Source organism: Cellulosimicrobium cellulans (genome assembly GCF_024124905.1).
GTDB lineage: Bacteria > Actinomycetota > Actinomycetes > Actinomycetales > Cellulomonadaceae > Cellulosimicrobium > Cellulosimicrobium cellulans_G.
In genome coordinates this window covers 530831-554792 of sequence record NZ_JAMXST010000005.1, presented here as the reverse complement: position 1 = coordinate 554792, position 23962 = coordinate 530831, and the positions used below count along the sequence as shown (strand labels likewise).

The window sequence follows — 23962 nt, the reverse complement described above, 5'->3', positions numbered from 1 at the left end:
GGAAAGCGTCGGATACCGACCCTCATGTCGTGCTCGGCGCAGAATGGGGCGGTGTTCGCCCGAGCCCGCACCACCCTCGACCTCGTTCCCCGCCGCGTCCGCGTGCACCGCGTCCAGGAGACGTCCGGCGCGCTGCGGCGCATCACGTTCCGCGACGCCGCCCCGGCCGCGCACGACGACGGGCGGGCGGCCGGGCCGGTCGTCGACGCCTCGCGCCTGGCCTCGCTCGCTGCGCTGCGCGCCCCCGGCCCGGACGACCACGTCAAGGTCTTCCTGCCCGACCCGGCGAGCGGAGTCCTGCACGCCCCGACCCTGACGGCGGACGGCGCGCTCCAGCGCCCGACCGGCGTCGTGTCGATCTCGCGCGAGCTGACCGTGCGGGCGACGCGGACGGTCGACGGGGTCGCGGAGGTCGACGTCGACTGGGTGCTGCACGGCGGCGACGCCCCGGGCGTGCCGCCCACCGGCGAGGGTGGTCCGGCGTCGGCCTGGGCTGCGGGCGCCGCCGTCGGCGACGAGGTCGTGCTCGCGGGCCCGACGACGAGCCGCGGCGTGCCCGACGGCGTCGCCCGGCTGCTGCTCGTCGGGGACGAGACGGGGCTGCCCGCGCTCGCCCGGTGGGTCGACGCCGTCGGGACGGACGTGCCGGTGACGGCGATCGTCGAGATCGGCGACGACGTGGACGAGGCGTTCGTCGAGGACGAGCTCGGTCGCGCGACGCTCGAGATCCTCTACCGCACGGACGGTCCCGGCCAGCTCGCCGAGGCCGTGCGGGCGATCGGCCCGCTCGACGCCGACGAGTACGTGTTCGGCGCCGGAGAGGCGACCGACCTCGTCCCGGTGCGTCGCGACCTACGACGGGCGGGGGCGCGGCCCGACCAGGTCGAGGTGCACGGCTACTGGCGCCGCGGGGTCGTCAACCTCGACCCCGACGCACCCCTGGACCCGACCGACCCCGACTGAGCGTGTGCCCGGCGCACTCGGCCCGGGACCCAGGTCAGTCGTCGTGGAGCACGTCCACCGCGAGCCCACGTCCGGCGACGGCGAGCCGCGCGTCGTTCGTCCACAGGGCGGTGCACCCGTGCACCTGCGCGACGGCGAGGTGGAGTGCGTCAGGCGTGCGGAGCGACGAGGTGGCGCGGAGACGCGTGGCACGCTCGAAGACGGTGGCGTCGAGCGGCACCTCGGCGAACAGCCCGAGTGCCGCGCGGTACCGGTCCTCGAGCTCGACGTCCCCGGACCGGAGCGGCCCGGCGAGGCACTCGAGCCGGACCAGCGGGCTGATCGCGAACTCCTCCTCGCCGTGCCGGGCGAGCAGCCCGCGGACGTGGGACCCGCGCTCCGCGCCCTCGACCAGGTAGATCACGAGACACGAGTCGAGGTAGATCACTCCCAGCCCTCGCGCTCGGCCTCGATACCGGCGTCGACCTGCTCCGCGGGGCGGATCGAGCGCGTGGACGGCGGATGGTCGTCGAGCCACTCGACGATCGCCGCGCCCGTGCCGTGCGCGAGGTCCGCGCGGACCGGCACGAGCCGGACCAGCGGGACGCCGCGGCGGGCGATGACCACGTCCTCTCCGGCCGCGGCGCGGTTCACGAGCTGGGAGAGGTTGTTCTTGGCCTCGAGCACGTTGACCTGCACGGTGCCTCCTCGGTGTCGGGCGTCATGGCCAGGTTACCTGGCCAGGTGGGGCAGGCGGGGACCCGGGTCGAGAGGACCTGTCCGAGCGCGCGTGCCTCCGGCCGTCTGCCCGCGGCGAAACCGCCTGCGGGCGAGTCGACGACACACCAGAGTGGGTCCATGACCCGACTCCTGGTCCTCGGCGGCTCCGACTTCGTGGGACGTGCCGTCGTCGACGACGCGCTCGCCCGCGGCTGGGACGTGACCGTCCTCAACCGCGGCAGCACGCCCGTGCCCGACGGCGTCCGACAGCTCGTGGGGGACCGCACCCGGGCGGACGGCCTGGACGCGCTGCGGGCCGGCGACGTCCCGCAGACGTGGGACGTCGCGGTGGACACGTGGTCGTGGGCCCCCGCGGCGGTCCGCGACGCCGCGCGGCTTCTCGCCGGCAGGATCCCCGGCGACAGCCGGTACGTCTACGTGTCGTCGCGCTCGGTGTACCCGTTCCCGACGCCCCGCGGAGCCGACGAGACGGCGTCGGTCGTCGACGGCGACCCGGACGACACGAGCCACGACGACTACGCCCGCGCGAAGCGGGGGGCGGAGATCGCCGCCGTCGACGCGCTCGGCGACCGGGCGGTCCTGCTGCGCGCGGGGCTGATCCTCGGCCCGCGCGAGAACGTCGGGCGGCTGCCGTGGTGGCTCCGGCGCGTCGCGCAGGGCGGGCACGTGCTCGCGCCCGGTCCGGAGGACCTGCCGCTGCAGTACGTCGACGCGCGCGACCTCGCGGCGTTCGCGCTGGATGCGGCGCTCGCGGGCGCGTCGGGACCGGTCGACGTCGTCAGCGCACCGGGCCACACGACGACGGGCGAGCTGCTCGCCGCGTGCGTCGCCGTGACGGCCGACGACACCGCCGCGGCCGGGAACCCGCCCGCCGAGCTCGTGTGGGTCGAGCCGGAGGCCGTGCTCGCGGCGGGCATCGAGCCGTGGAGCCAGCTCCCGGTGTGGCTTCCGCCGGGCGAGCTGCACGACGCGCTCCACGGCTCCGACACGTCGCGCGCGTACGCCCTCGGGCTCCACCCCCGGGACGTGAACGAGACCGTGCGCGACACCTGGGCCTGGCTCCGCGAACTCGACGTCGCGGGCGAGGCGACGCCGCAGCGCGCGGACCGCCCCGCCGTCGGCCTCCCGCCGGACCTCGAGGCCGCCGCCCTCCGCGCAGCCGCCACCGGCTGACCCGCCGACCCCGCCGCCCCGCCCGCCGTCGAACACGACCCCGCCCGCCGTCGAACACGACATGGAGGACGCTTTCGACCGGATAACGACCCTCATGTCGTGTTCGACGGCGGGGCGGGGGGCCGGGGCGGGCGGCTCAGGAGTCTGCGAGGAGCTCGCGGACGCGCGGGATGACCTGGGTGCCGTAGAGCTCGATGCTGCGGAGCATCGTCGCGTGCGGCAGCGTGCCGGTCGAGTACTTGAGGTCGAACCGGCCCGCGCCCAGGAGGCGGACGGTGCGGGCGATCTTGCGGGCCACCGTCTCGGGCGAGCCGACGTAGAGCGAGCCGTCGCGCACGTCGTGGGCGAAGCGTCCGCGGTGGTAGGCGGGCCAGCCGCGCTCGCGGCCGATCCGGTTGTTCATCGCCGCGAAGTGCTCGTAGACCTCCTCCTGCGCCTGCTCGTCGGTGTCGGCGACGTGGCCGGGCGAGTGCACGCCGACCGGCAGCACCGGGTTGCCGAGCTCCTCGACGGCGCGGTGGTAGAGGTCCACGTACGGGCGGAACCGCTCGGGCTCGCCGCCGATGATCGCGAGCATGAGGCCCAGGCCGTGCCGTGCGGTCCGCACGACCGACTCGGGCGACCCGCCCACGCCGACCCAGGTCCGCAGCCGGCCGCTCTCCGTCTTGGGCCAGACCTCCTGGTCGGCGAGCCCGGCGCGCGTCGTGCCCGACCACGTGACGGGGCCCTCGTCGAGCAGGTGGACGAACAGGTCGAGCTTCTCCTCGAACAGCACCTCGTAGTCCGCGAGGTCGTAGCCGAACAGCGGGAACGACTCGATGAACGACCCGCGCCCCAGGATCACCTCCGCGCGTCCGCCGGAGAGCGCGTCGAGCGTCGAGAAGCGCTCGAAGACGCGCACCGGGTCGTCGGAGCTGAGCACGGTCACCGCGGACCCGAGCCGGATCCGCGAGGTCCGGGTCGCGATGCCGGCGAGCACGACCTCCGGTGCGCTGATCGCGAAGTCCGCGCGGTGGTGCTCGCCCACGCCGAAGAAGTCGACCCCGACCTCGTCCGCGAGGACCGCCTCCTCGACGACGTCGCGGATCGTGCGCGCCCCGCTGAGCAGCGCGCCGTCGGGACCGGCGGTCACGTCGCCGAACGTGTCGAGGCCGAGCTCGACCGTCGTGGGGTCCGACGGCGGTCCGGCGGTGGTGCTCTCGGGTCCGGTGGGGGTCGGGGGAGTCGTGTCGGTCATCGTCTGCTCCTGCGGTCGGTCGACCGTCGGCGGACCGGTGCTCTCACCGGCGGCGCGGTCGTGCGCCGTCTCAACGGTGCCCGGCCGTGGGATCTTCCGCGACCGGGCAGCGTGCCGGGTGGACGGGCCCGGAGCAGTCCGTGGGCGCGCGGATCACGACGACGGCCGCCGCCCCGGGTGGGACGACGGCCGTCGGACGGTGCGCCGGCAGCGGCGCGGCGACGTCAGTACGTCGAGGTCACGGCGCCGTTCGCGACGAGCGCGGCGATCGCGACGATGTAGATGATCGTCCCGATGGCGCCGAGCACCGTGAAGATGATGCTGAGGATGAGGCCCCACTTGGCGAGCTGGTTGTCGAAGCCCGCCTCCTTGCTCTTCTTGCGCGCGATCGCGCTGACGACGATGCCCGCGATGGCGAAGACGAACGCGAGCACGAAGCCCACGATGCCGAGGGTCTTGCCCGGGTCCTCGATCGGGGCGGCGTAGCCGGCGGGGGCCTGGGGGGCGGCGGGGTACTGCTGGGCCATGGTTGTTCTGCTTTCTGGGTGGGCCGTCGAGGCCAGGTCCTGAGGATGCGCGGACGGGCCGTCCGCGGGTGCGGGGCTCATTGTGGGCCATGTCGTGTGTGTCTGAACAGGGGGAGTTCTCCCCGATGTCCGTGAAAGGCGGACAAATAGTATGGATCAGGCGCGCTACCCGGCGGTCGGGTCGCTCGGCGCGTAGAGGCGCACCGCGCCGGGCCGCATGGTGAGACGGACGGTCACCGGCTCGGCGTCCGCGACCGCGTCGAGCGCGAGCGTCTCGCCGTCGTGCGCGAGCACGACGGGCGGCGACCCGGCGGCCGTGGGCGAGGTCCCGTCGTCGGGCGCGGACCTGCCTGGGCCGACGACCGCGCCCCGGGCGGGGAACCGGAGCTCGAGCGCCGGGACGGTCGTCGCGTCGACCACGAGGTGCCGACGCACACCGGGCACCCGCCGCGCGAGGCGCGTCCCCGTGTCGCCCGCCGCGACCTCGAGGAACGTGCGCAGCCGGCTCGCGCGTCGCTCGGCGCGGGCGGTGCGGACGTCCAGCACCCCGTCGTCGAGCCGGCGCCGTTCGACCGGGGCGAGGCTCTGCGGGAAGTAGCGGTTGACCCCCGCGAAGAGCGACCAGTACTCGCCCTCGTGCCCGTCCACCTCCATCCGCACACGGTGGGCCCGCCGCAGGACCCGTGCCGCGGCCAGGACTGCCGCCGGCCACTTGCCCAGACGGTGCTCGTGCTTCTCGCGCTCCGTGACGAGCTCCGGGTAGACGCCCGCCGAGAAGGTGTTGAGCACGGTCCGCGACGGTCCGTCCTGCCCGTCGACCTCGAGGTCCGCGACATCGATCGTCACGCCGGATCCCGTGCGGACGGCGGCCGCCGTCGCGCTCATCGAGGTGAGGTCGGCGGCCCGGGCGAAGTGGTTCAGCGTGCCCCCGGGGAAGACGGCGAGGGGGAGGTCGTGCGCGCGGGCCGCCGCCGCGGCCGTGGAGACGGTGCCGTCGCCGCCGCTGATGCCGAGCGCCCGGACGCCCCTGCCGGCGGCGTCGTCGAAGAGGCGCCGGAGGTCGTCGCCCTCGCCGAGCACGTGCACCTCGGCGCGGGGCAGGCCCTCGCGCAGCGCCACGAGCGGGTCCTCCTTGAGCAGACGACCCGACCCCGCCGCCGGGTTCACGACGACGAACAGCCCCACGCCGTCGTCGAGCGCAGGGACGACGGCGGGCGGTCCCGCGGGCACGTCGGGGCCACGCTCGGCTCGGTCGGGGACGAGCGCCCGGCCGACGAGGGCGACCCCGGCTCCGAGCGCGGCGCCCGCGGCGACGTCGGAGAACCAGTGCGAGCCGGTGTGGAGGCGCGAGTACGTCACCGCGCCCGCGAGCGGCGCGAGGGCGAGGCCCAGCGTGGGCCACACGGTGGCGACGCCTGTGACGAACGCCGCCGCCGACGCCGAGTGGCCGGAGGGGAACGACGGCGACGTCGGCGGGTCGGCGAGCCGGCGCCACAGCGGCAGCGGCTCGAGCGAGGGTCGCTCGCCGCCGAACACGGTCTTGCCGAAGACGTTGGCCAGGAGGCTCGAGACGAGCAGCGAGCCGTAGCCGCGCAGCGCCGCCTCGCGCCCGCGCCGGCCCGTCGCGGCGATGCCCAGGGCCGCCCCGGCCCACAGGACGCTGTGGTCGGCCGCGGCGGACAGCCGCGAGAGCGCGGCGTCGGCGCGGGGGCCGAGCGCGCGGCGGTTGGTCCAGTCGTTGACCGCGCGGTCGAGCCGGGCGACCCCGGGGAACGCCTCGTGCGGCTTGACGATCCCGGTGACGCGCGGCATCCCGCCATCGTAGGAAGCCGCGCGACGGACCGCGCGGCGGCGGTCGGCACCCCGAGATCGACCCCACCGTCACGTGATCGACCCACCGAGGGTCGATCTCGACCGTTCGGGTCGATCTCGCGAGGGGACGGGAGGCGGGTCAGACCCCGGCGCGGCTCGTCTCGCCGCGGAGCACGTCGATGTGGGCCTGCAGCCGCTCGAGCGCGACGGCGACGCCCTCGCCCGCGTCGTGCGCGAGGTCCGTCACGTGGCGCAGCTGCGCGGACGCCGCGTCGAGGGCGACCTGCGCGTCGGCCAGCGCGACGGCGGCCCGGCCGTCCGCGGCCTCGTCGCCGTCGGTCGCGCGGTCGAGCGCGGATCGGGCCTCGTCCGTCGCGGCCTGGACCGACTCGACGGCGTCGAGCACGTCGTTGCGGAGGACGGGGTGCAGGGCGGGGAGCTGGGCGTGGACCCGGTCGAGGTCGTCGCCGATGGTCTCGGTCTGCACCTGCGCGTCCGCGATGAGCTGCTGGACCTCCGCGGCGTTCGCCGAGGCGCACATCGGGAGCATCATGGCCAGCGCGAGCAGGCTCGCCGCGGCGAACCGGGCTGACGTGCGCGTGCGCTGCGGCGTCGTGGGCTCGCTCGTCCTCGCTGACATGGCACCTAGTCTCCCGGTCGAACCTGAGAAGAGCCAGGGAATCGTGGGCGAATTCATGGAGATTTCGCACACAGCGCACGTGGGCGACACGTCCGGAACGGCGCGGGGTGCGCCGAGCGCGAGGTCAGACCCGGGCGAGGCGGCGGCGCCGGGCGGCGGCCACTCGCGTCCCGATCAGTCCGTGGCGCGGGCTGAACAGGTAGGCGAGGGCGAACGCGACGCCCAGCGCGACGACGACCGTGCCACCCGAGGCCGTGTCGAGGTAGTAGCTCACGTAGATGCCGACGACCCCGCACACGGCCGCCACGAGCGGCGAGATCCACAGCATCCGCGAGAACCGGTCGGTGAGGAGGTAGGCCGTCGCGCCGGGCGTGATGAGCAGCGCGACCACGAGCACGACGCCGACCGCCTGGAGCGCGACGACGACGGTCAGCGCGAGCAGGCCGAGCAGCAGCGCGCCGAGCCGTCGCGGGGACAGCCCGATCGCGTGCGCGTGCGTGGGGTCGAACGCGTAGAGCGTGAGGTCGCGCCGCTTGAGCACGACGACCGCGAGCGTCACCGCGCCGAGCGCGAGCACCTGGAGCAGGTCCGCGCGCGACACCCCGAGCAGGTTGCCGAAGAGGATGTGGTTGAGGTCCGTCTGGCTCGGCGTCACGGAGATGAGCACGAGGCCGAGCGCGAACAGCGTCGTGAACACGACCCCGATCGCGGCGTCCTCCTTGACGCGGGACGTGTCGCGCACCGCGCCGATGAGCAGCACCGCGAGCAGCCCGAAGACGAGCGCGCCGAGCGCGAACGGCGCGCCCACCACGTAGGCGAGCACGACGCCGGGCAGCACGGCGTGCGAGACGGCGTCGCCCATGAGGGACCAGCCCACGAGCACGAGCCAGCACGACAGGACGCCGCACACGATCCCGGCGGTCACCGTGACGGCGAGCGCGGTGCGCAGGAACTCGAACGACAGGGGCTCCAGGAGGGTGGCGAGGAGGTCGGTCACGGGGCCACCTCCACGCCGAACGCGAGCGCGAGGTTCTCGGGCCGCAGGACCTCCGCGGGCGTCGAGTGCAGCAGAACCCGCTGCTGGAGCAGCACGGCCTCGTCCGCGAGCTCGGGCAGCGCGTGCAGGTCGTGGGTCGAGACGAGGACGGTCGCCCCGCCCGCCGCGAGCTCGCGCAGCAGCGTGGTGATGGTCGCCTCCGTGCGCTTGTCCACACCGGCGAACGGCTCGTCGAGCAGGAGGATCGTCGCGCCCTGCGCGAGCCCCCGGGCAACGAACGCGCGCTTGCGCTGCCCGCCCGAGAGCGCGCCGATCTGCCGGTCGGCGAGGTCGGTGAGCTCGACGCGCGCGAGCGCGTGCTCGACCGCCTCCCGGTCCGCGGGCCGGGTGCGCCGCGTGAAGCCCTGGTAGCCGTAGCGGCCCGTCATGACGACGTCGCGCACGCTCAGCGGGAACGCCCAGTCGACGTCCTCGCTCTGCGGCACGTACCCCACCGCCTGGGCGCGCCGGGCGCGCGCGGGGGGTGCGCCGTCGACCAGGACCGTGCCGCGGTCCGGGCGGACCATGCCCATGACCGCCTTGAACAACGTCGACTTGCCCGAGCCGTTCATGCCCACGAGCCCGCACACCGTCCCCGGCCCGTGCGCGGACCCCAGGGCGAGGGTCGCGCCGTCGAGCGCGAGGACGTCGCCGTAGTGGACGGTGAGGTCGCGCACGTCGATCGCGGGCGTGCCCGACGGCGCCTGCCCGCCCGCGCTCACGCGTCACCGCCCGCGGTGGTGCCGGTGAGGCCCGCGACGATGGTCTCGGTGTCGTGGCGCAGGAGATCGAGATAGGTCGGCACGGGGCCGTCGGGCGCGGAGAGGGAGTCGACGTAGAGCGTCCCGCCGAAGGCCGCGCCGGACTCGCGCGCGACCTGCTGCATCGCGTCGTCGGAGACGGTGGACTCGCAGAACACGGCCGGGACGTCGTGCTGCTCGACGAACTCGATGGCGCCGACGACCGACTGCGGCGTCGCCTGCTGCTCGGCGTTGACCGCCCACAGGTACTTCTCCGCCAGCCCGGCGTCGCGCGCGAGGTAGGGGAACGCGCCCTCGCACGTGACGAGCGCGCGGTGGCCCTCGGGCAGCGCGTCGAGCGCCGTCGTGAGCTCGTCGTGCACGGCGGCGAGCTCGGCGGAGTAGGCCGCGGCGTTCGCCGCGTAGTCGTCGGCGTGGGCCGGGTCGAGCTCCGCGAACGCGTCGGCCATGTTCTGCACGTAGACCTGCGCGTTCACGGGCGACATCCAGGCGTGCGGGTTCTCCTTGCCCTGGTACTCCTCGGCGGTGTCGTCGCCCAGTGCGATGGGCTCGACGCCCTCGCTGACGACGACGTGCGGCACGTCGAGCCCGTCGACGAACCGCCCGAACCACGCCTCGAGCCCCATGCCGTTGTCGAGGATCAGGTCGGCGTCCGCCGCCTTGCGGACGTCGCCGGGCGTCGGCTCGTAGCCGTGGATCTCCGCCCCGACCTTGGTGATCGACTCGACGCGCAGGTGGTCGCCCGCCACGTTCTGCGCCATGTCCGCGAGCACAGTGAACGTCGTGAGCACGACGGGCCGGTCGTCGTCGGGCGGGACCGACCCCGCGTCCGTGGCGCTCGAGCAGCCGCTCAGCGTCGCTGCGGCGAGGACCGCGACGGCTGCGGCAGCACGACGTACGGACCTCCGCGTCAAAAAGTTCGGCATACCGAAAAATCTAGTCGGGACGTCGGCCGTGCGCAACGTCGTCGGCCTCCCCTCGCGAGGTAGAGCCCTGGTCCCGCGAGGTAGAGCCCTGGTTCAGCGAGAGGAAAACCACGGCTCTACTTCGGCGGACCACGGCTCTACCTCGGGGCGGTCGGGCCGGGCGGGCGGGTCGAGGTGGCGCGGGCGCCGAGGCGGCGGCTGACCTCGGTGGCGGCGCGTCCGACGGCGGCGGCGAGCTCGGCGCGGCGGGCGGGTGGGGCGTCGTCGGCCCAGAACGTGAGGGCGATGCCGGCGACGGGGAGGCCGGTGTGGTCCACCGCCGCGTGGGCGACGGACGCGAGGCCGGGGGTGACCTCGCCGTCCTCCTCGGCCCAGCCGCGCCGGCGGACGCCGCGCAGGACCTCGCGCAGCGCGCCCAGGGTCTGCGGCCCGACGCCGGTCCGGTCGGCGAACGCGGCGGCGCTGGGGAAGAGGGCGCGCACCTGGGCGGCGGGCAGCCCGGCGAGGACGGCGCGCCCGCTCGCGGTGAGGTGGGCGGGGAGACGGACGTCGACGTCGGTCACGAGCGTGGGGCGGCGCGGCGCGCGCTGCTCGACGAGGTAGAGCACCTCGCGCCCGTTGAGGACGGCGAGGTGGGCGCTCTCGCCCGTGGACTCGACGAGGCGCGCGACGACGGGCCGCGCGAGCCGGGCGAGCGGTGCCTGGCGCGCGTACGCGGAGCCGAGCGCGAGGGACGCCGTCCCGAGCCCGTACCGGTGCTCCTCGGGGAGGTGCGTCACGAACCCCTCGTCCACGAGGACGGACAGCAGGTGGTACACGGTCGACCGGGGGAGCCCGAGGCCCTGCGCGACGGCGGCCGCGGGCGACGGGCCGGCCTGCGCGGCGAGGTAGGTGAGCACGCGGACGGCCTGGCGCGCGGCGGGCACGTCGCTCGGCATGAGGACCACGGTAGGGCCGTGGCACGATCGAGGCGTGACGACCCTGCCCGACGACCAGCGCCTGCGCGACCTCGCGCGGCTGCGGCGCGTGCGGGACCGGATCGACCGCGAGTACGCGCAGCCGCTCGACGTCGCGGCGCTCGCGGCCGGTGTGCACGTGTCGGCCGGGCACCTGAGCCGCGAGTTCAAGGCCGCGTACGGGGAGTCGGTGTACGCGTACCTCATGACGCGACGCATCGAGCGGGCGAAGGCGCTGCTGCGCCGCGGCGACCTGAGCGTCACGGACGTGTGCTTCGCCGTCGGGTGCTCGTCGCTGGGGACCTTCAGCACGCGGTTCACGGAGCTCGTGGGCGTGCCGCCGAGCGTCTACCGGCGCCGCGCGGCGGAGGCCGACGCCGCGTCTCCCGCGCCCGTGGAGTCCCGGACGGCCGCGGCGGGCGCGTCGCGCGGGGCCGGCACCGCGACCGACGCCGTCGAGGCGCTGCCGGACGGGAGCGCCGCCGTCCCCGGCGCGGAGCGGCTCGACGGGATGCCGGCGTGCGTCGCGCGCCGCGTCACGCGACCGGTCAGGAATCGAGAAGCGCGGGCCGGGTGACGCGCCTAGCGTCGATCCCATGAACCTCACCATCAACTCCAGCTTCCTGCCCCAGACCGACCCCGACGCGTCGCTGGCCTTCTACCGCGACGTCCTCGGCTTCGAGATCCGCAACGACGTCGGCTACGAGGGGATGCGGTGGATCACCGTGGGCCCGGCCGACCAGCCGGACACCGCCATCGTGCTGCACCCGCCGGCCGCGACGCCGGGCCTCAGCGACGACGACAAGCGCGCGCTCCTGGAGATCGTCGCGAAGGGCGCCTACTTCGGGGTGAACCTCGCGACGACCGACGTCGACGAGACGTTCGCGCGCATCGAGGCCGCGGGGGCGGAGGTCGTGCAGGAGCCGATCGACCAGCCCTACGGCGTGCGCGACTGCGCGTTCCGGGACCCGGCGGGCAACGAGATCCGCATCCAGCAGCGCCGCTGAGGGTCGTCAGACCCGGCCGCTCGACCCCGCAGCCGCGAGGTCGAGCGAGAGCGCGAGCGGACCGAGCTCGGCCGCGACCTGGGAGAACTCCGCGACCAGCGGCGGGATCGGACCGGCGCGCCGGACGAGGCCCCAGCGCAGCACGGGCCGCTCGTCGAGCGGCACGTAGGCGACGTCGGAGCGCTCCAGGTAGCGGATGCCCTGGGCGCACGCGACCGCGACGCCGTCGCCGGACATGACCCGCCACAGCACCTCCTCGCGCGTCGGGGTGGTGTCGCCGCGGTCGGGCTCGCTGCGGGGGACGGGGCTGACGGCGTCCTCCCAGTAGTCGGGGACGGGCAGCCCGGAGGGCAGGACGTTCTCGTCGGCCAGCTCGGCGACGGACACCGACGAGCGCGTGGCGAGCGGGTGCGTCCGCCCGACGGCGAGCACGATCGGCTCGGTGAAGGTCACCGGGCCGACCGCGAGGTCCTTCTCCTCGACGGGGAGCCACAGGAGCGCGACGTCGACCTCGCCGTCGCGCAGGAGGCGGAAGGGCTCGTCGAGGCGGACCTCGCGCATGCGCAGGTCGACGTGCGGGTTGCGGGCGCGGAACAGCGCCGTGACGGGGGCGATCTCCTGCCACAGGGGTCCCATGACGCCGAACGTCAGGGTCTCGCGCGCGGCCCGAGCGGTGCTCGCGGCGGACTCGACGCCCTCGAGGATCCGGCGGTACCCGGCCTCGAGGTCGGCCCGGAGCTGTTCCCCGAGGGGCGTGAGCGCGACGCGCCGGCTGGTGCGCTCGAAGAGCGGGGCGCCGATGCGGCGCTCCTGCTTGGCGATCGCCTGGCTCACCCGGGGCGCGGACACGTGCAGGCGCTCCGCCGTGCGCCCGAAGTGCAGCTCCTCGGCGAGCGTCAGGAAGATCTCGATGTCGCGCAGCTCCACCCGACGATCGTCGCGTTCGTTAACCCCGGGCGCAACCACCGTTGCCGGATCGGCCGTTGTTCGCCCGCGCGTGCGGCCCGAGCCTGGAAGGGCGCGGCGAGAGGCGCCGGGCGGGACGGAGAGGAGACGACCATGGCCGTCGTCAGGACGCACCGGTACACGGTGGAGACGGGCCGGCTGGCCCAGATGCTCGAGCAGCGCAGCGCGCTCATCCAGGGGCTGCGGGCGGCGAACCCCGCCTTCACCGCCGCCACGCTCGTCCGGCTCGAGGACGGGACGTACCTCGACATCTGGCGCTGGGACTCGGCCGCCGCGATGCAGACCGCGGCCCAGGCCGCGCGCGACGTCCCGCTCGTCGGGGCGACGCTCGGCCTCACGACGGACCACGAGGCGCTCGACGGCGAGGTGCTCGACGAGCGGTGAGGACCGCCGTCGGCCCCGGGCCACCCCCGGGGTCGACGCAGCACCGACGACGCAGCACCACGACGCACCACGGACCGGCCCGACGGGCGGGGCCGACCACGAGGACGAAGGAGACGACGATGAGCACCGAAGGACGCACGACGAACGGCGCGGGGCGCGCCCCGGGCACGCCGGGACGGTTCTCGCGCTGGATGCAGCGCCGCTCGAACGCGCGGCTCGTCCGCAAGGTCCGGGGCGGCAAGGCCACGTTCATGGGCATGGACGTCCTCGTGCTGCACACCGTGGGCCGCCGCAGCGGGGCGCCGCGCGAGACGCCGCTCATGTGGCTGCCGGACGAGGGCGACGCCGTCCTCGTGGTCGCCTCGGGAGGCGGCAGCCGCAACCCGGACTGGCACGCGAACCTCGTGGCCCACCCCGGCGACGTCGCGATCGAGCTGCCCGGCAGGGCGCCCGTCCCCGCGGTGCCGCACGAGCTCGCGGGCGCGGACCGGGAGCGGGCGTGGCGGCGCGTCGCGACGGAGCAGCCGCGCATCGCGCGGTACCAGAGCAAGGCCGAGCGGCAGTACCCGCTCGTGCGGCTCACGCCGCGATGAGCGGCGCCCGCGTGGCCGGTCCTGACAGGGACGGCCGCGCGCCCGGCACCGGACGGTCGCGCGGCGCGGCAGGATCCGCGCGCCGGACCGACCGGTTCTCGGGCAGACTTTCACGGGGCTGCCGAGGTCGGACGGTCGGCGCCGTCGACCGGCCGGTCGACCGGATCGGCGGTGGCCGCGCGACGAGGCTCGACGACGAGGAGACACGATGAGCACGGCAACGACGACGGGAACGCAGACCGCGGCTCCGCGGGGCGCGGACGGGCACGACGTCATCCGGGTCCAGGGGGCACGGTCGAACAACCTGCAGGACGTGAGCGTCGAGATCCCCAAGCGGCGCCTCACGGTGTTCACGGGAGTCTCGGGGTCCGGCAAGAGCTCGCTCGTGTTCGACACGGTCGCGGCCGAGTCGCAGCGCCTCATCAACGAGACGTACCCGGCGTTCCTGCAGGGCTTCATGCCGACGCTGGACCGTCCCGACGTCGACGTGCTCGAGGGCCTGACGACGGCGATCGTCGTCGACCAGGAGCGCCTCGGCGCGAACCCGCGCTCCACGGTCGGGACGGTGACCGACGCGAACGCGATCCTGCGGGTCCTGTTCAGCCGGTTCGGGGAGCCGCAGATCGGCCCGCCGCCCGCGTTCTCCTTCAACGTCCCCGCGCGCAAGGCGAGCGGCATCATGACGTCGGCCACGGGCGAGAAGACGATCGTGCGCAACGCGATCTACCACGGCGGCATGTGCCCGCGGTGCGAGGGGCGCGGCTCGGTCTCCGACCTCGACCTCACGGAGATCTTCGACGACTCCAAGTCGCTGCGCGACGGCGCGATCAAGGTCCCGGGATACACCGCCGACGGGTGGATGGTGCGCGGGTTCGCCGAGTCGGGGTTCTTTCCGGGAGACCGGCCCATCCGCGAGTTCACCGACCAGCAGATGCAGGACTTCCTCTACAAGGAGCCCACCAAGATCAAGGCGATGGGGATCAACGTCACCTACGAGGGCCTGATCCCCAAGATCCAGAAGTCGATGTTCTCCAAGGACGTCGACTCGCTCCAGCCGCACGTCCGGGCGTTCGTCGAGCGCGCGGCGACGTTCGCGCCGTGCCCCGACTGCGGCGGCACGCGCCTGTCGGAGTCGGCGCGCTCGTCGAAGATCCGCGGCGTGAACATCGCCGAGCTGTGCGCGATGCAGATCACCGACCTCGCGGCCTGGATCAGGGACCTCGACGACCCGAGCATGGCCCCCGTCGTCGACGCCCTCGGCGACAACCTCGCGTCGTTCGTCGAGCTCGGGCTGGGCTACCTCAGCCTCGACCGCCCCTCAGGGACGCTGTCCGGGGGCGAGTCGCAGCGCATCAAGATGCTGCGCCACCTCGGGTCGTCGCTCACCGACGTCACCTACGTCTTCGACGAGCCGACCATCGGCCTGCACCCGCACGACATCGACCGCATGAACGGCCTCCTGCTGCAGCTGCGCGACAAGGGCAACACGGTCCTCGTCGTCGAGCACAAGCCCGAGACGATCGTCATCGCCGACCACGTCGTCGACCTCGGCCCGGGCGCGGGCACGGCCGGCGGGCACGTGACGTTCGAGGGCACGGTCGAGGGCCTGCGCGCGAGCGACACCGTGACCGGCCGCCACCTCGACGACCGGGCGACGCTCAAGGACGAGGTGCGCTCGCCGTCGGGCGCGCTGGAGATCCGTGGCGCGGACGCGCACAACCTGCAGGACGTGGACGTCGACATCCCGCTCGGGGTGCTCGTCGTCCTGACCGGGGTGGCCGGGTCGGGCAAGAGCTCGCTCGTCGAGGGGTCGGTGTCGCGGCGCGAGGGCGTCGTGACCATCGACCAGAGCGCGGTCAAGGGCTCGCGCCGCAGCAACCCCGCGACGTACACCGGGCTGCTGGAGCCGATCCGCAAGGCGTTCGCGAAGGCCAACGGCGTCAAGCCCGCCCTGTTCAGCGCGAACTCCGAGGGCGCGTGCCCCGAGTGCAAGGGCGCGGGCGTGATCTACACCGAGCTCGGCTTCATGGAGACCGTCTCGACCCCCTGCGAGGACTGCGGCGGGCGCCGCTTCCAGGCCGCGGTGCTCGACTACACGCTGGGCGGGCTCAACATCGCCGACGTGCTCGACCTCCCGGTCGCGAAGGCCCGCGAGTTCTTCTCGTCCGGCGAGGCCAAGGTCCCGGCGGCGAAGGCGATCCTCGAGCGGCTCGACGACGTCGGCCTCGGGTACGTGAGCCTCGGCCAGCCGCTCACGACGCTGTCCGGCGGCGAGCGTCAGCGCCTCAAGCTCGCGACGCACCTGGGCGACAAGGGCGGCGTCATCGTCCTCGACGAGCCGACGACGGGCCTGCACCTCGCCGACGTGCAGAACCTCCTCGGCCTGCTCGACCGGATCGTCGACTCGGGCAAGTCGGTCATCGTCATCGAGCACCACCAGGCGGTCATGGCGCACGCGGACTGGATCATCGACCTCGGCCCGGGCGCCGGCCACGACGGCGGCCGCGTCGTCTTCGAGGGCACCCCGGCCGCCCTCGTGGCCGCGAGGTCCACCCTCACGGGCGAGCACCTCGCGACGTACGTCGGAGCCTGACCCGCCGAACACGACATGGGGGTCGTCATCCGCGCGATAACGACCCCCATGTCGTGCTCGACGGCGGTCGGGGGCGTGGACGGCTCCTGGCGGTGAGTCTGGGATCCCAGACGGAACCTGTCGTGACGGGCCCGCGGGGCGCCGGGGCCCGGTGTGTGCTGGGGGCATGGCAGCGACGACGCACTCCCCGGCCGTCCCCGACCGCTCCGGCGCGGGCGCGCCCGGCTCCGTCGGGCCCGGCCCGACGGCGGCCCTCACGGCAGGCCCGACGGCGGGCCTCGCTCCCGACCCGGCCCACGCCGCGCGCGTGGTCGTGGTGGGCGACGGCCCGCTGACGATCGACGACGTGGTCGACGTCGCGCGGCACGGCGCGCGCGTCCGGCTCGCGGACGCGGCGGTCGAGGCGATGGCGGCGAGCCGCGCCGTCGTGGAGGGGCTCGCGGACGACGACCGCCCGCACTACGGCGTGTCGACCGGGTTCGGTGCGCTCGCGCGGCGGCACATCCCCGTCGAGCGACGCGCGCAGCTCCAGCTCAGCCTGGTGCGGTCGCACGCCGCGGGGTCGGGGCCGGAGGTCGAGCGCGAGGTCGTGCGGGCGCTGCAGCTCCTGCGGCTCGCGACCCTGGCGACCGGGCGGACCGGGGCGCGCCCCGTCGTCGCGCAGACGTACGCCGCGATGCTCGACGCCGGGATCACCCCGGTGGTGCGGGAGTTCGGCTCGCTCGGCTGCTCGGGCGACCTCGCACCGCTCGCGCACGTGGCGCTCGCCGCGCTCGGCGAGGGCGAGGTCCGGGACGCGACAGGGGCCCTCGTGCCCGCTGCCGACGCGCTCGCCGCGGCCGGGATCGCGCCGCTCGCGCTGCGCGAGAAGGAGGGCCTCGCGCTCATCAACGGGACGGACGGCATGCTCGGCATGCTCGCGCTCGCGCTGCACGACCTGCGGTCCCTGCTCACGACGGCCGACGTCGCGGCGGCGGCGAGCGTCGAGGCGCTGCTCGGCTCGGACGCGCCGTTCGCGGCCGACCTCGTGGCGATGCGACCGCACCCCGGCCAGGCGGCGTCGGCCGCGAACCTGCGCGCGCTGCTCGACGGCTCGCCCGTCGTGGCGAGCCACCGCACGCTCGACGCCGACGGCCGGCCCGAGTGCACCCGGGTGCAGGACGCCTACTCGCTGCGGTGCGCGCCCCAGGTGCACGGCGCCGCGCGCGACACGCTCGACCACGCGGCCGCCGTCGCGCGCCGGGAGCTCGCGGCGGCGATCGACAACCCGGTCGTCACCGTGGACGGGCGCGTCGAGTCGAACGGGAACTTCCACGGCGCGCCGGTCGCGTACGTGCTCGACTTCCTCGCGATCGTCGCGGCCGACGTCGCGAGCATGAGCGAGCGCCGCACCGACCGGTTCCTCGACAAGGCCCGCAACGAGGGTCTGCCGCCGTTCCTCGCCGACGACCCGGGCGTCGACTCCGGCCTGATGATCGCGCAGTACACGGCGGCGGGGATCGTCTCGGAGCTCAAGCGACTCGCGGTGCCGTCGAGCGTCGACTCGATCCCGTCGTCGGCCATGCAGGAGGACCACGTGTCGATGGGCTGGGCCGGGGCACGCACGCTCCGCCGCGCCGTCGACGGGCTGGGCCGCGTCCTCGCGATCGAGCTGCTCACCGCGACGCGCGCGCTCGACCTCCGCTGCGACGGCGGGTCCCTGCACCCCGCGCGGGGGACCGGTGCCGTGCGAGACCTCGTGCGGACCGTCGTCGACGGTCCCGGACCGGACCGTTACCTGTCGCCCGACATCGAGGCCGTGACGCGCCTCGTCACGAGCGGTGCCGTGGTCGCGGCGGCGAGCGCCGCCGTCGGGCACCTGGCCTGACCCCGAGCCGACCTCGAAGGAGCGAGACGACATGACCCACGAGCCGACCCACCGACTCGGCACCCCCGTCCCCGTCCGCGCCCCGCGCGGCACGACCCTCACCGCGCGGTCGTGGCAGACCGAGGCGCCGCTGCGGATGCTCATGAACAACCTCGACCCCGAGGTCGGGGAGCGGCCCGACGACCTCGTCGTCTACGGCGGCACCGGCCGCGCGGCGCGCGACTGGCCGAGCTACCACGCGATCGTCCGCACGCTCACGACGCTCGCGGACGACGAGACGCTCCTCGTGCAGTCGGGCAAGCCGGTCGGGGTGCTGCGGACGCACGAGTGGGCGCCGCGCGTGCTGCTCGCGAACTCGAACCTCGTGGGGGACTGGGCGACGTGGCCCGAGTTCCGGCGGCTCGAGGCGATGGGCCTGACGATGTACGGGCAGATGACCGCGGGGTCGTGGATCTACATCGGCGCGCAGGGCATCCTCCAGGGCACGTACGAGACGCTCGCCGCGGTCGCCGCGAAGCGGTTCGGAGGGACCCTCGCCGGGACGCTCACGCTCACCGGCGGGTGCGGCGGCATGGGCGGCGCGCAGCCGCTCGCGGTGACGCTCAACGGCGGCGCGTGCCTCGTGGTCGACGTCGACCGGTCGCGCCTCGACCGGCGCGTGCGCGAGCGGTACCTCGACGTCGTCGCCGACGACCTCGACGCCGCGGTCCGGCTCGTCGAGGACGCGCGGCGGGAGCGTCGGGCGCTGTCGGTGGGGGTCGAGGGGAACAGCGCGACGGTCGTGCCGGAGCTGCTGCGGCGCGGGGTCGAGGTCGACGTCGTCACGGACCAGACGTCGGCGCACGACCCGCTCTCGTACCTCCCGGTCGGGGTGCCGGTCGAGGAGTGGGCGGACTACGCGGCGGCCAAGCCCGACGAGTTCACCGACCGCGCGCGCGAGTCCATGGCGCGGCACGTCGAGGGGATGGTCGGCTTTCTCGACGCGGGCGCCGAGGTGTTCGACTACGGCAACTCGATCCGCGACGAGGCGCGCCGCGGCGGGTACGACCGGGCGTTCGACGTCCCGGGGTTCGTGCCCGCGTACATCCGGCCTCTCTTCGCGCAGGGCAAGGGCCCGTTCCGGTGGGCCGCGCTCTCGGGCGACCCGCGCGACATCGCCGCGACCGACGCCGCCGTGCTCGACCTGTTCGACGACGACCACCTCCACCGCTGGATCCGCGCCGCCCAGGAGCGGGTCGCGTTCCAGGGCCTGCCCGCGCGCATCTGCTGGCTGGGGCACGGCGAGCGCGACCGCGCGGGGCTGGCGTTCAACGACCTCGTCGCGTCGGGCGCGGTGCGCGCGCCCGTCGTCATCGGCCGCGACCACCTCGACGCCGGGTCCGTCGCGTCGCCGTACCGCGAGACCGAGGCCATGGCCGACGGCTCCGACGCGATCGCCGACTGGCCGCTGCTCAACGCGCTCACGGCCGCGTCGTCGGGCGCGACGTGGGTGTCGATCCACCACGGCGGCGGTGTCGGGATGGGTCGCTCGATCCACGCCGGCCAGGTGTCCGTCGCCGACGGCACGCCGCTCGCCGCGGCCAAGCTCGCACGCGTGCTCTCGAACGACCCGGGCCTCGGCGTGCTGCGCCACGTCGACGCGGGCTACGACGACGCGGTGGCCACGGCCGAGCGGAACGGCCTCCGCATCCCGACGCGGGAGTCCTGATGGTCCACCCCACGGTGCCGAACCCGGGATCGTTCCTCACGGACGGCCGATCCTGGGGAGAGAACCCGGGTTCGGCGTCGTCGGGGTGGACCGTCGGCCCCGCTTCGGCGAGTGGGTCGACGCTCCTCGTCGGGATCGGGGAGCTGACGACCAACGCGCCCGGCGGGTCGAGGACGCACGCGGGCGACCCGACCGGGCTGGTGACGGACGCCGTCGTGCTGCTCGACGGCGGCCGGGTCGCCTGGGCAGGTCCCGCCCACGAGGCGCGGGACGCCGTCGGGCGCGCGCTGGACGGGCGAGCGCCGGATGTCACGGTCGACGTGGGCGGGCGCGCGGTGATCCCCGGGTTCGTCGACTCGCACACGCACCTCGTGTTCGCGGGGGACCGCGCCGCCGAGTTCGAGGCGCGCATGGCCGGGCGCCCGTACGAGGCGGGCGGCATCCGCTCCACCGTCGCGGCGACGCGCGCCGCGTCCGACGACGACCTGCGGGCAGGCCTCGCGCGGCACCTCGACGAGGCGGCCCGGCAGGGTACGACCACGGTCGAGGTGAAGAGCGGCTACGGCCTCACAGTCGCCGACGAGGAGCGGTCCGTGCGGCTCGCGCGCGAGGTCACGCCGGAGGTCACGTTCCTCGGGGCGCACGTCGTGCCGCCCGAGTACGAGGGTCGGGCCGACGCGTACGTCGACCTCGTGTGCGGCGACATGCTCGCCGCGTGCGCCCGGCACGCGCGGTGGGTCGACGTGTTCTGCGAGACCGGCGCGTTCACGGCCGAGCAGTCGCGCCGCGTCCTGGAGGCCGGGGCCGCGGCGGGCCTCGGCGTGCGCGTGCACGCGAACCAGCTCGGGCCGGGGGAGGGGGTGCGCCTCGCCGTCGCGCTCGGCGCCGCCGCGGTCGACCACTGCACCTACCTCACCGACGACGACGTCGCGGCGCTCGCGGGCTCGTGGACCGGCGGCGGGACGCGGGCGGGCGGGCCGTCGGGAGCGGTCGCCGGGACCGTGGCGACCCTGCTCCCCGGCGTGGAGTTCTCGACGCGCCAGCCGTACCCCGACGCGCGACGCCTCCTCGACGCGGGCGCCGTCGTCGCGCTCGCGAGCGACTGCAACCCCGGGTCGAGCTACACGTCGTCCATGCCGCTGTGCGTCGCGCTCGCGGTCCGCGAGATGCGCATGACCGTCGCCGAGGCCGTCTGGTCCGCGACCGCGGGCGGCGCCCTCGCGCTGCGCCGCGACGACGTCGGGCACCTCGCCCCCGGTGCCCGCGCCGACGTCGTCCTGCTCGACGCCCCGAGCCGCACCCACCTCGCCTACCGCCCCGGCGTCCCGCTGGTCGCCGCGGTCTGGCAGAACGGCGTCCGCCTCCCGCCGAGATAGAGCCTCCGGTCACGAGATAGAGCTCGCCGCGTTCTACGTCGCGACCGGACGCTCTACCTCGCGTCGGGCGAGGCCTGCGGCGAGCTCGAGGACGCAGAGGGCGGCGAGGCGGACGGTGCGGCCGTCGGCGGAGTCGGCGGTGGCGTCGACCTCGACGACGTCGGCGGAGCGGAGACGCTCGTCGACCGCCGCGGCGCGGACGAGGGCGCGCAGCTCCCACGCCGCGATGCCGCCCGGGACGCTCGCGGGGCAGCCGGGCGCGACGGCGCGGTCGCACACGTCGACGTCGACGTCGAGGTGCACCGGCCCGCCCGCGGCGCCGGCGACCTCCATGGCCGCACGCATGACGTCCTCGGGGCCGCGGCGGCGCAGCTCGTCGACGTGCACGACCGTGATCCCGAGGTCGGCCGCGCGGCGCGCGTACTCGGCCGAGTTGGCGAAGTCGGCGATCCCGACCTGCACGACCCGGCGCGGGTCGAGGCCGGCCTCGACCAGCCGCCGCACGGGCGACCCGTTCGACACGCCGTCGCGCAGGTCGTGGTGGGCGTCGAGCGTCACGAGGCCCGCGGTGGCGAGGTCGTCGCCCCAGGCGCCGAGCGCCGTCGCGACGGTCACGGAGTTGTCGCCGCCGAGCGCGACGAGCAGGCGCGCGCGCTCCAGGGCGGCGCCGACCGTCGCGCGCGTCCGCGCCTCGCCGTCCGCGCCGTCCGGCTCGTCGACGTCGCCGAGGTCCGCGAAGGCGAAGTCCGCGAGGTCGACGGGCACGGCGCGGCCCGACGTCGCTCCCCGCCCGGTCCCGGAGGACCTCGTCGCGTCCGACGCGCTCGCGACGGCGGGCCGCACGCGGGCGGAGGGCCCGCCGTCGGGCAGGGGGCGGTCGGCGACGAGGGCGGGGCTGAAGCGGCGCAGCGCGTCGCGGACGGCGGCGGGCGTCGCGTGCGCGCCGGTGGGGGAGAGCGACGTGCGCCAGGCCGGGACGCCGAGGATCGCGACGTCGACGTCGTCCTGGCCGAGCGGCGGCCAGCCGCCCGCCCGGGGCCAGGACGGGTCGTGGGACAGGGGCTGCGCGGCGCTGCTCACGCCTCGACCGTAGCAACGCGCGTCGCCGGCCGAGGGGTCCGTCAGGACGCGAGGGTCGCGAGGAGCGTCGCGAGCCCCAGCCCGGACTGCCCCAGGGTCCCGGTCCACAGGCGGTGGTCGGAGATCCACAGCACGACCCCGCCGAGCGTCATGAAGCCCGCGGTGTACAGGACGAGGGTCCGGCCCTCGTCCACGAGACCGTTCGCCGCGAGCACGACGCCGAGCACCGTGCCGGCGCCGAGGAACATGTTGTAGAACGCGACGTTGAACGCCCACAGGGTGACCTCGCGCGGCGAGGACCGGGTGCGCAGCAGGAACTGCTGGGCCCAGGGGCGGTGGAAGAAGAAGGCCTCGACGACCCCGACGCCGACGTGCAGCACGCCGGCGGCGACGGCGAGGACCTGGGCGAGCGTGCTCATGGGAGCTCCTCCCGGTCGTGCGACCCGAACGAGCGGGCGAGGCGGCGTGCCCCGTCACCGTCCAGGTGGGCGAGGGCCGCGGGTCGCCCGGTGAGCAGCAGGAGCAGGGCCGTCATGGACCCGGTCACCTGCTGGCCCTCGCCGCGCTGCCAGGGCACGTCGGCGGCGACGAGGCGGAACCCGGCGAGCCGTCGTCGGGCGTGGAAGGGGAACGAGACGGCCCACACGCGCTCGGCTGCCTCGCGGGCGGCGACGGGCGGGGCGGGGACCTCGATGCCGAGCGCGACGGCGACGTCCTGGGTGTGGACGAGGGCGTCGACGAGCGCGACGTGCGGGTTCGTCCCCGGCGCGAGGCGGCGCGACCCGACGGCCGCACGCAGGGCGTCGAGGATCTCCTCGCGCGGGCGCGTCCCTGCCTCGCGCGTGAGGAGGTCCATCATCCCGTCGAAGCTCGTGCGGCCCCGGAGGAGCGCCCGGGCGAGACCGCGGGCGAGCGCCGCGCGCGAGGAGGTGGGGGCGAGGGTGAGGTGCGCGGCGACGTCGTGCACGCGCCACCCCGCGCACAGGCTGGGGCGCTCCCAGTCGGCAGGACCGAGCCCGCCGACGAGCTCCACGAAGGTGGTCCGCGCGGCCGTGACGGCCGCCCACACGCCGTCCTCCGTCATCCAGTAGTCAGGTGCACTCATCGGAGCGCCTCCAGAACTGATACGATGATCTGACTACTTTAGTCAGTCGCACTGACGATGGTCAACCCCCCGACGACCCGACGGAGGCACCGTGAGCGAGCAGGACGAGCTCAACACCGGGCTGCTCCTGTTCATCCCGTACCGCGCGCTCGAGCTCCGGGTGTACACCGCGGTCCGCGAGGCGGGCTTCGACGACGCGACGCCTGCGCAGCTCCGGGTGTTCCAGCGGATCGGGCCGGACGGCACGCGCCTCACCGAGCTCGCGGAGGCGGCCGAGATCACCAAGCAGACGGCGGGGTTCCTCGTCGACCAGCTCGAGGCCGCCGGCTACGTGGAGCGGGTCCCCGACCCCGCCGACGGTCGGGCGCGCCTCGTGCGCGTCGCGCCGCGCGGGGAGGCGGCCTCGCGCGTCGCCGCGGCGGAGCTGGCCCGCGTCGAGGCGGAGTGGACCGCGCACCTCGGGGCGCGCGGCATGGCGTCGCTGCGGCGCCAGCTCGCGCGCCTGCGCGAGATCACCGACCCCTGGGCCTGA

General features: G+C 75.1%; 24 protein-coding genes and 1 pseudogene. 11 read left to right on the top strand and 14 right to left on the bottom strand.

Features of this window, described 5'->3' with window-relative positions; translation table 11 throughout:
* Positions 1–51: 51 nt before the first annotated feature.
* On the top strand, positions 52–963 hold the full coding sequence (locus NHH00_RS17670; protein ID WP_253054706.1) for a siderophore-interacting protein: 912 nt from the start codon (positions 52–54) through the stop codon (positions 961–963).
* A gap of 34 nt (positions 964–997) precedes the next feature.
* Here NHH00_RS17670 and NHH00_RS17665 read toward each other — a convergent pair whose 3' ends face one another.
* Positions 998–1390, bottom strand: a complete 393-nt coding sequence (locus NHH00_RS17665; RefSeq protein WP_253054704.1) for a type II toxin-antitoxin system VapC family toxin — start codon at positions 1388–1390, stop codon at positions 998–1000.
* Positions 1387–1641 (bottom strand): type II toxin-antitoxin system Phd/YefM family antitoxin, encoded by a 255-nt coding sequence (locus NHH00_RS17660; RefSeq protein ID WP_253054702.1) that lies wholly within the window; start codon positions 1639–1641, stop codon positions 1387–1389. The genes NHH00_RS17665 and NHH00_RS17660 overlap by 4 nt, the downstream gene beginning before the upstream one ends.
* 159 nt (positions 1642–1800) lie before the next feature.
* On the opposite strand from NHH00_RS17660, the gene NHH00_RS17655 reads away from it, so the two are divergent.
* Entirely contained in the window at positions 1801–2856 is a 1056-nt protein-coding gene (locus NHH00_RS17655; RefSeq protein WP_253054700.1) for an NAD-dependent epimerase/dehydratase family protein, read from the top strand.
* A 136-nt stretch (positions 2857–2992) separates the two neighbouring features.
* On the opposite strand, the gene NHH00_RS17650 is transcribed toward NHH00_RS17655, so the two are convergent.
* The 8 genes from NHH00_RS17650 to NHH00_RS17615 form a co-directional block, all read right to left on the bottom strand.
* Complete coding sequence (locus NHH00_RS17650; protein ID WP_253054698.1) at positions 2993–4093, bottom strand: LLM class flavin-dependent oxidoreductase; 1101 nt, start codon at positions 4091–4093, stop codon at positions 2993–2995.
* Between the two features lie 224 nt (positions 4094–4317).
* Complete coding sequence (locus NHH00_RS17645) at positions 4318–4620, bottom strand: hypothetical protein (protein ID WP_204538222.1); 303 nt, start codon at positions 4618–4620, stop codon at positions 4318–4320.
* A 165-nt stretch (positions 4621–4785) separates the two neighbouring features.
* Entirely contained in the window at positions 4786–6432 is a 1647-nt protein-coding gene (locus NHH00_RS17640; RefSeq protein ID WP_253054696.1) for a bifunctional phosphatase PAP2/diacylglycerol kinase family protein, read from the bottom strand.
* Positions 6433–6571: 139 nt separating this feature from the next.
* A complete protein-coding gene (locus NHH00_RS17635; RefSeq protein WP_253054694.1) occupies positions 6572–7072 on the bottom strand; it encodes a hypothetical protein in 501 nt (166 codons plus the stop codon).
* 124 nt (positions 7073–7196) lie between these two features.
* Positions 7197–8069 carry a metal ABC transporter permease gene (locus NHH00_RS17630; RefSeq protein ID WP_253054692.1) on the bottom strand — a complete coding sequence of 291 codons (873 nt, stop codon included), beginning with the start codon at positions 8067–8069 and terminating at the stop codon, positions 7197–7199.
* Positions 8066–8830: a metal ABC transporter ATP-binding protein gene (locus NHH00_RS17625; RefSeq protein WP_253054690.1), complete on the bottom strand. Its 765-nt coding sequence runs from the start codon at positions 8828–8830 to the stop codon at positions 8066–8068. The genes NHH00_RS17630 and NHH00_RS17625 overlap by 4 nt, the downstream gene beginning before the upstream one ends.
* Entirely contained in the window at positions 8827–9795 is a 969-nt protein-coding gene (locus NHH00_RS17620) for a metal ABC transporter substrate-binding protein (RefSeq protein WP_253054688.1), read from the bottom strand. The genes NHH00_RS17625 and NHH00_RS17620 overlap by 4 nt, the downstream gene beginning before the upstream one ends.
* A 137-nt stretch (positions 9796–9932) precedes the next feature.
* Complete coding sequence (locus NHH00_RS17615) at positions 9933–10733, bottom strand: IclR family transcriptional regulator (protein WP_253054686.1); 801 nt, start codon at positions 10731–10733, stop codon at positions 9933–9935.
* On the opposite strand from NHH00_RS17615, the pseudogene NHH00_RS17610 reads away from it, so the two are divergent.
* Positions 10732–11124 (top strand): annotated as a pseudogene (locus NHH00_RS17610) (helix-turn-helix transcriptional regulator); the annotation flags it as partial. The gene NHH00_RS17615 and the pseudogene NHH00_RS17610 sit on opposite strands and share 2 nt — an antisense overlap.
* A 223-nt stretch (positions 11125–11347) precedes the next feature.
* The gene (locus NHH00_RS17605) at positions 11348–11758 is read left to right on the top strand and encodes a VOC family protein (protein WP_253054684.1); all 411 of its coding nucleotides are present in this window, start codon (positions 11348–11350) and stop codon (positions 11756–11758) included.
* Between the two features lie 6 nt (positions 11759–11764).
* Here NHH00_RS17605 and NHH00_RS17600 read toward each other — a convergent pair whose 3' ends face one another.
* The gene (locus tag NHH00_RS17600) at positions 11765–12685 is read right to left on the bottom strand and encodes a LysR family transcriptional regulator (protein WP_253054682.1); all 921 of its coding nucleotides are present in this window, start codon (positions 12683–12685) and stop codon (positions 11765–11767) included.
* A gap of 132 nt (positions 12686–12817) precedes the next feature.
* Here NHH00_RS17600 and NHH00_RS17595 point away from each other — a divergent pair, with 132 nt between their 5' ends.
* The 6 genes from NHH00_RS17595 (at position 12818) to hutI (ending at position 21245) form a co-directional block, all read left to right on the top strand.
* Positions 12818–13108, top strand: a complete 291-nt coding sequence (locus NHH00_RS17595; RefSeq protein ID WP_205205596.1) for a hypothetical protein — start codon at positions 12818–12820, stop codon at positions 13106–13108.
* A gap of 119 nt (positions 13109–13227) precedes the next feature.
* On the top strand, positions 13228–13701 hold the full coding sequence (locus NHH00_RS17590) for a nitroreductase family deazaflavin-dependent oxidoreductase (protein WP_253054680.1): 474 nt from the start codon (positions 13228–13230) through the stop codon (positions 13699–13701).
* 208 nt (positions 13702–13909) lie between these two features.
* The gene (locus NHH00_RS17585) at positions 13910–16294 is read left to right on the top strand and encodes an ATP-binding cassette domain-containing protein (protein WP_253054678.1); all 2385 of its coding nucleotides are present in this window, start codon (positions 13910–13912) and stop codon (positions 16292–16294) included.
* A 166-nt stretch (positions 16295–16460) separates the two neighbouring features.
* Positions 16461–18161 carry a histidine ammonia-lyase gene (gene hutH, locus NHH00_RS17580; RefSeq protein ID WP_253054676.1) on the top strand — a complete coding sequence of 567 codons (1701 nt, stop codon included), beginning with the start codon at positions 16461–16463 and terminating at the stop codon, positions 18159–18161.
* A 31-nt stretch (positions 18162–18192) separates the two neighbouring features.
* Positions 18193–19869, top strand: coding sequence for a urocanate hydratase (gene hutU, locus NHH00_RS17575; RefSeq protein WP_253054674.1), 1677 nt, complete (start codon positions 18193–18195; stop codon positions 19867–19869).
* Positions 19866–21245 (top strand): imidazolonepropionase, encoded by a 1380-nt coding sequence (gene hutI / locus NHH00_RS17570; RefSeq protein WP_374615255.1) that lies wholly within the window; start codon positions 19866–19868, stop codon positions 21243–21245. The genes hutU and hutI overlap by 4 nt, the downstream gene beginning before the upstream one ends.
* A 33-nt stretch (positions 21246–21278) precedes the next feature.
* Here the strand turns inward: hutI and NHH00_RS17565 are convergent, their stop codons facing one another.
* Genes NHH00_RS17565 through NHH00_RS17555 form a run of 3 tightly spaced genes read right to left on the bottom strand, consistent with a single transcriptional unit; the run spans position 21279 to position 23430 of the window.
* On the bottom strand, positions 21279–22325 hold the full coding sequence (locus tag NHH00_RS17565; protein ID WP_253054670.1) for an arginase family protein: 1047 nt from the start codon (positions 22323–22325) through the stop codon (positions 21279–21281).
* A 41-nt stretch (positions 22326–22366) separates the two neighbouring features.
* The gene (locus NHH00_RS17560) at positions 22367–22744 is read right to left on the bottom strand and encodes a DUF1304 family protein (RefSeq protein WP_154797551.1); all 378 of its coding nucleotides are present in this window, start codon (positions 22742–22744) and stop codon (positions 22367–22369) included.
* Positions 22741–23430, bottom strand: a complete 690-nt coding sequence (locus NHH00_RS17555) for a maleylpyruvate isomerase family mycothiol-dependent enzyme (protein ID WP_253054668.1) — start codon at positions 23428–23430, stop codon at positions 22741–22743. Before NHH00_RS17555 ends, NHH00_RS17560 begins: the two co-directional genes overlap by 4 nt.
* 91 nt (positions 23431–23521) lie before the next feature.
* Here NHH00_RS17555 and NHH00_RS17550 point away from each other — a divergent pair, with 91 nt between their 5' ends.
* Positions 23522–23962, top strand: a complete 441-nt coding sequence (locus NHH00_RS17550; RefSeq protein ID WP_253054666.1) for a MarR family winged helix-turn-helix transcriptional regulator — start codon at positions 23522–23524, stop codon at positions 23960–23962.

Excerpts from the sequence above, each read along its gene's own strand:
- NHH00_RS17645 (WP_204538222.1), bottom strand. The coding sequence starts at position 4,620 with ATGGCCCAGCAGTACCCCGCCGCCCCCCAGGCCCCCGCCGGCTACGCC.
- NHH00_RS17605 (WP_253054684.1), top strand. The coding sequence starts at position 11,348 with ATGAACCTCACCATCAACTCCAGCTTCCTGCCCCAGACCGACCCCGAC.
- NHH00_RS17555 (WP_253054668.1), bottom strand. The coding sequence starts at position 23,430 with ATGAGTGCACCTGACTACTGGATGACGGAGGACGGCGTGTGGGCGGCC.
- NHH00_RS17560 (WP_154797551.1), bottom strand. The coding sequence starts at position 22,744 with ATGAGCACGCTCGCCCAGGTCCTCGCCGTCGCCGCCGGCGTGCTGCAC.
- NHH00_RS17650 (WP_253054698.1), bottom strand. The coding sequence starts at position 4,093 with ATGACCGACACGACTCCCCCGACCCCCACCGGACCCGAGAGCACCACC.
- NHH00_RS17655 (WP_253054700.1), top strand. The coding sequence starts at position 1,801 with ATGACCCGACTCCTGGTCCTCGGCGGCTCCGACTTCGTGGGACGTGCC.
- NHH00_RS17590 (WP_253054680.1), top strand. The coding sequence starts at position 13,228 with ATGAGCACCGAAGGACGCACGACGAACGGCGCGGGGCGCGCCCCGGGC.
- NHH00_RS17635 (WP_253054694.1), bottom strand. The coding sequence starts at position 7,072 with ATGTCAGCGAGGACGAGCGAGCCCACGACGCCGCAGCGCACGCGCACG.
- NHH00_RS17615 (WP_253054686.1), bottom strand. The coding sequence starts at position 10,733 with ATGCCGAGCGACGTGCCCGCCGCGCGCCAGGCCGTCCGCGTGCTCACC.
- NHH00_RS17595 (WP_205205596.1), top strand. The coding sequence starts at position 12,818 with ATGGCCGTCGTCAGGACGCACCGGTACACGGTGGAGACGGGCCGGCTG.
- NHH00_RS17585 (WP_253054678.1), top strand. The coding sequence starts at position 13,910 with ATGAGCACGGCAACGACGACGGGAACGCAGACCGCGGCTCCGCGGGGC.
- hutU (WP_253054674.1), top strand. The coding sequence starts at position 18,193 with ATGACCCACGAGCCGACCCACCGACTCGGCACCCCCGTCCCCGTCCGC.
- NHH00_RS17640 (WP_253054696.1), bottom strand. The coding sequence starts at position 6,432 with ATGCCGCGCGTCACCGGGATCGTCAAGCCGCACGAGGCGTTCCCCGGG.
- NHH00_RS17620 (WP_253054688.1), bottom strand. The coding sequence starts at position 9,795 with ATGCCGAACTTTTTGACGCGGAGGTCCGTACGTCGTGCTGCCGCAGCC.
- hutH (WP_253054676.1), top strand. The coding sequence starts at position 16,461 with ATGGCAGCGACGACGCACTCCCCGGCCGTCCCCGACCGCTCCGGCGCG.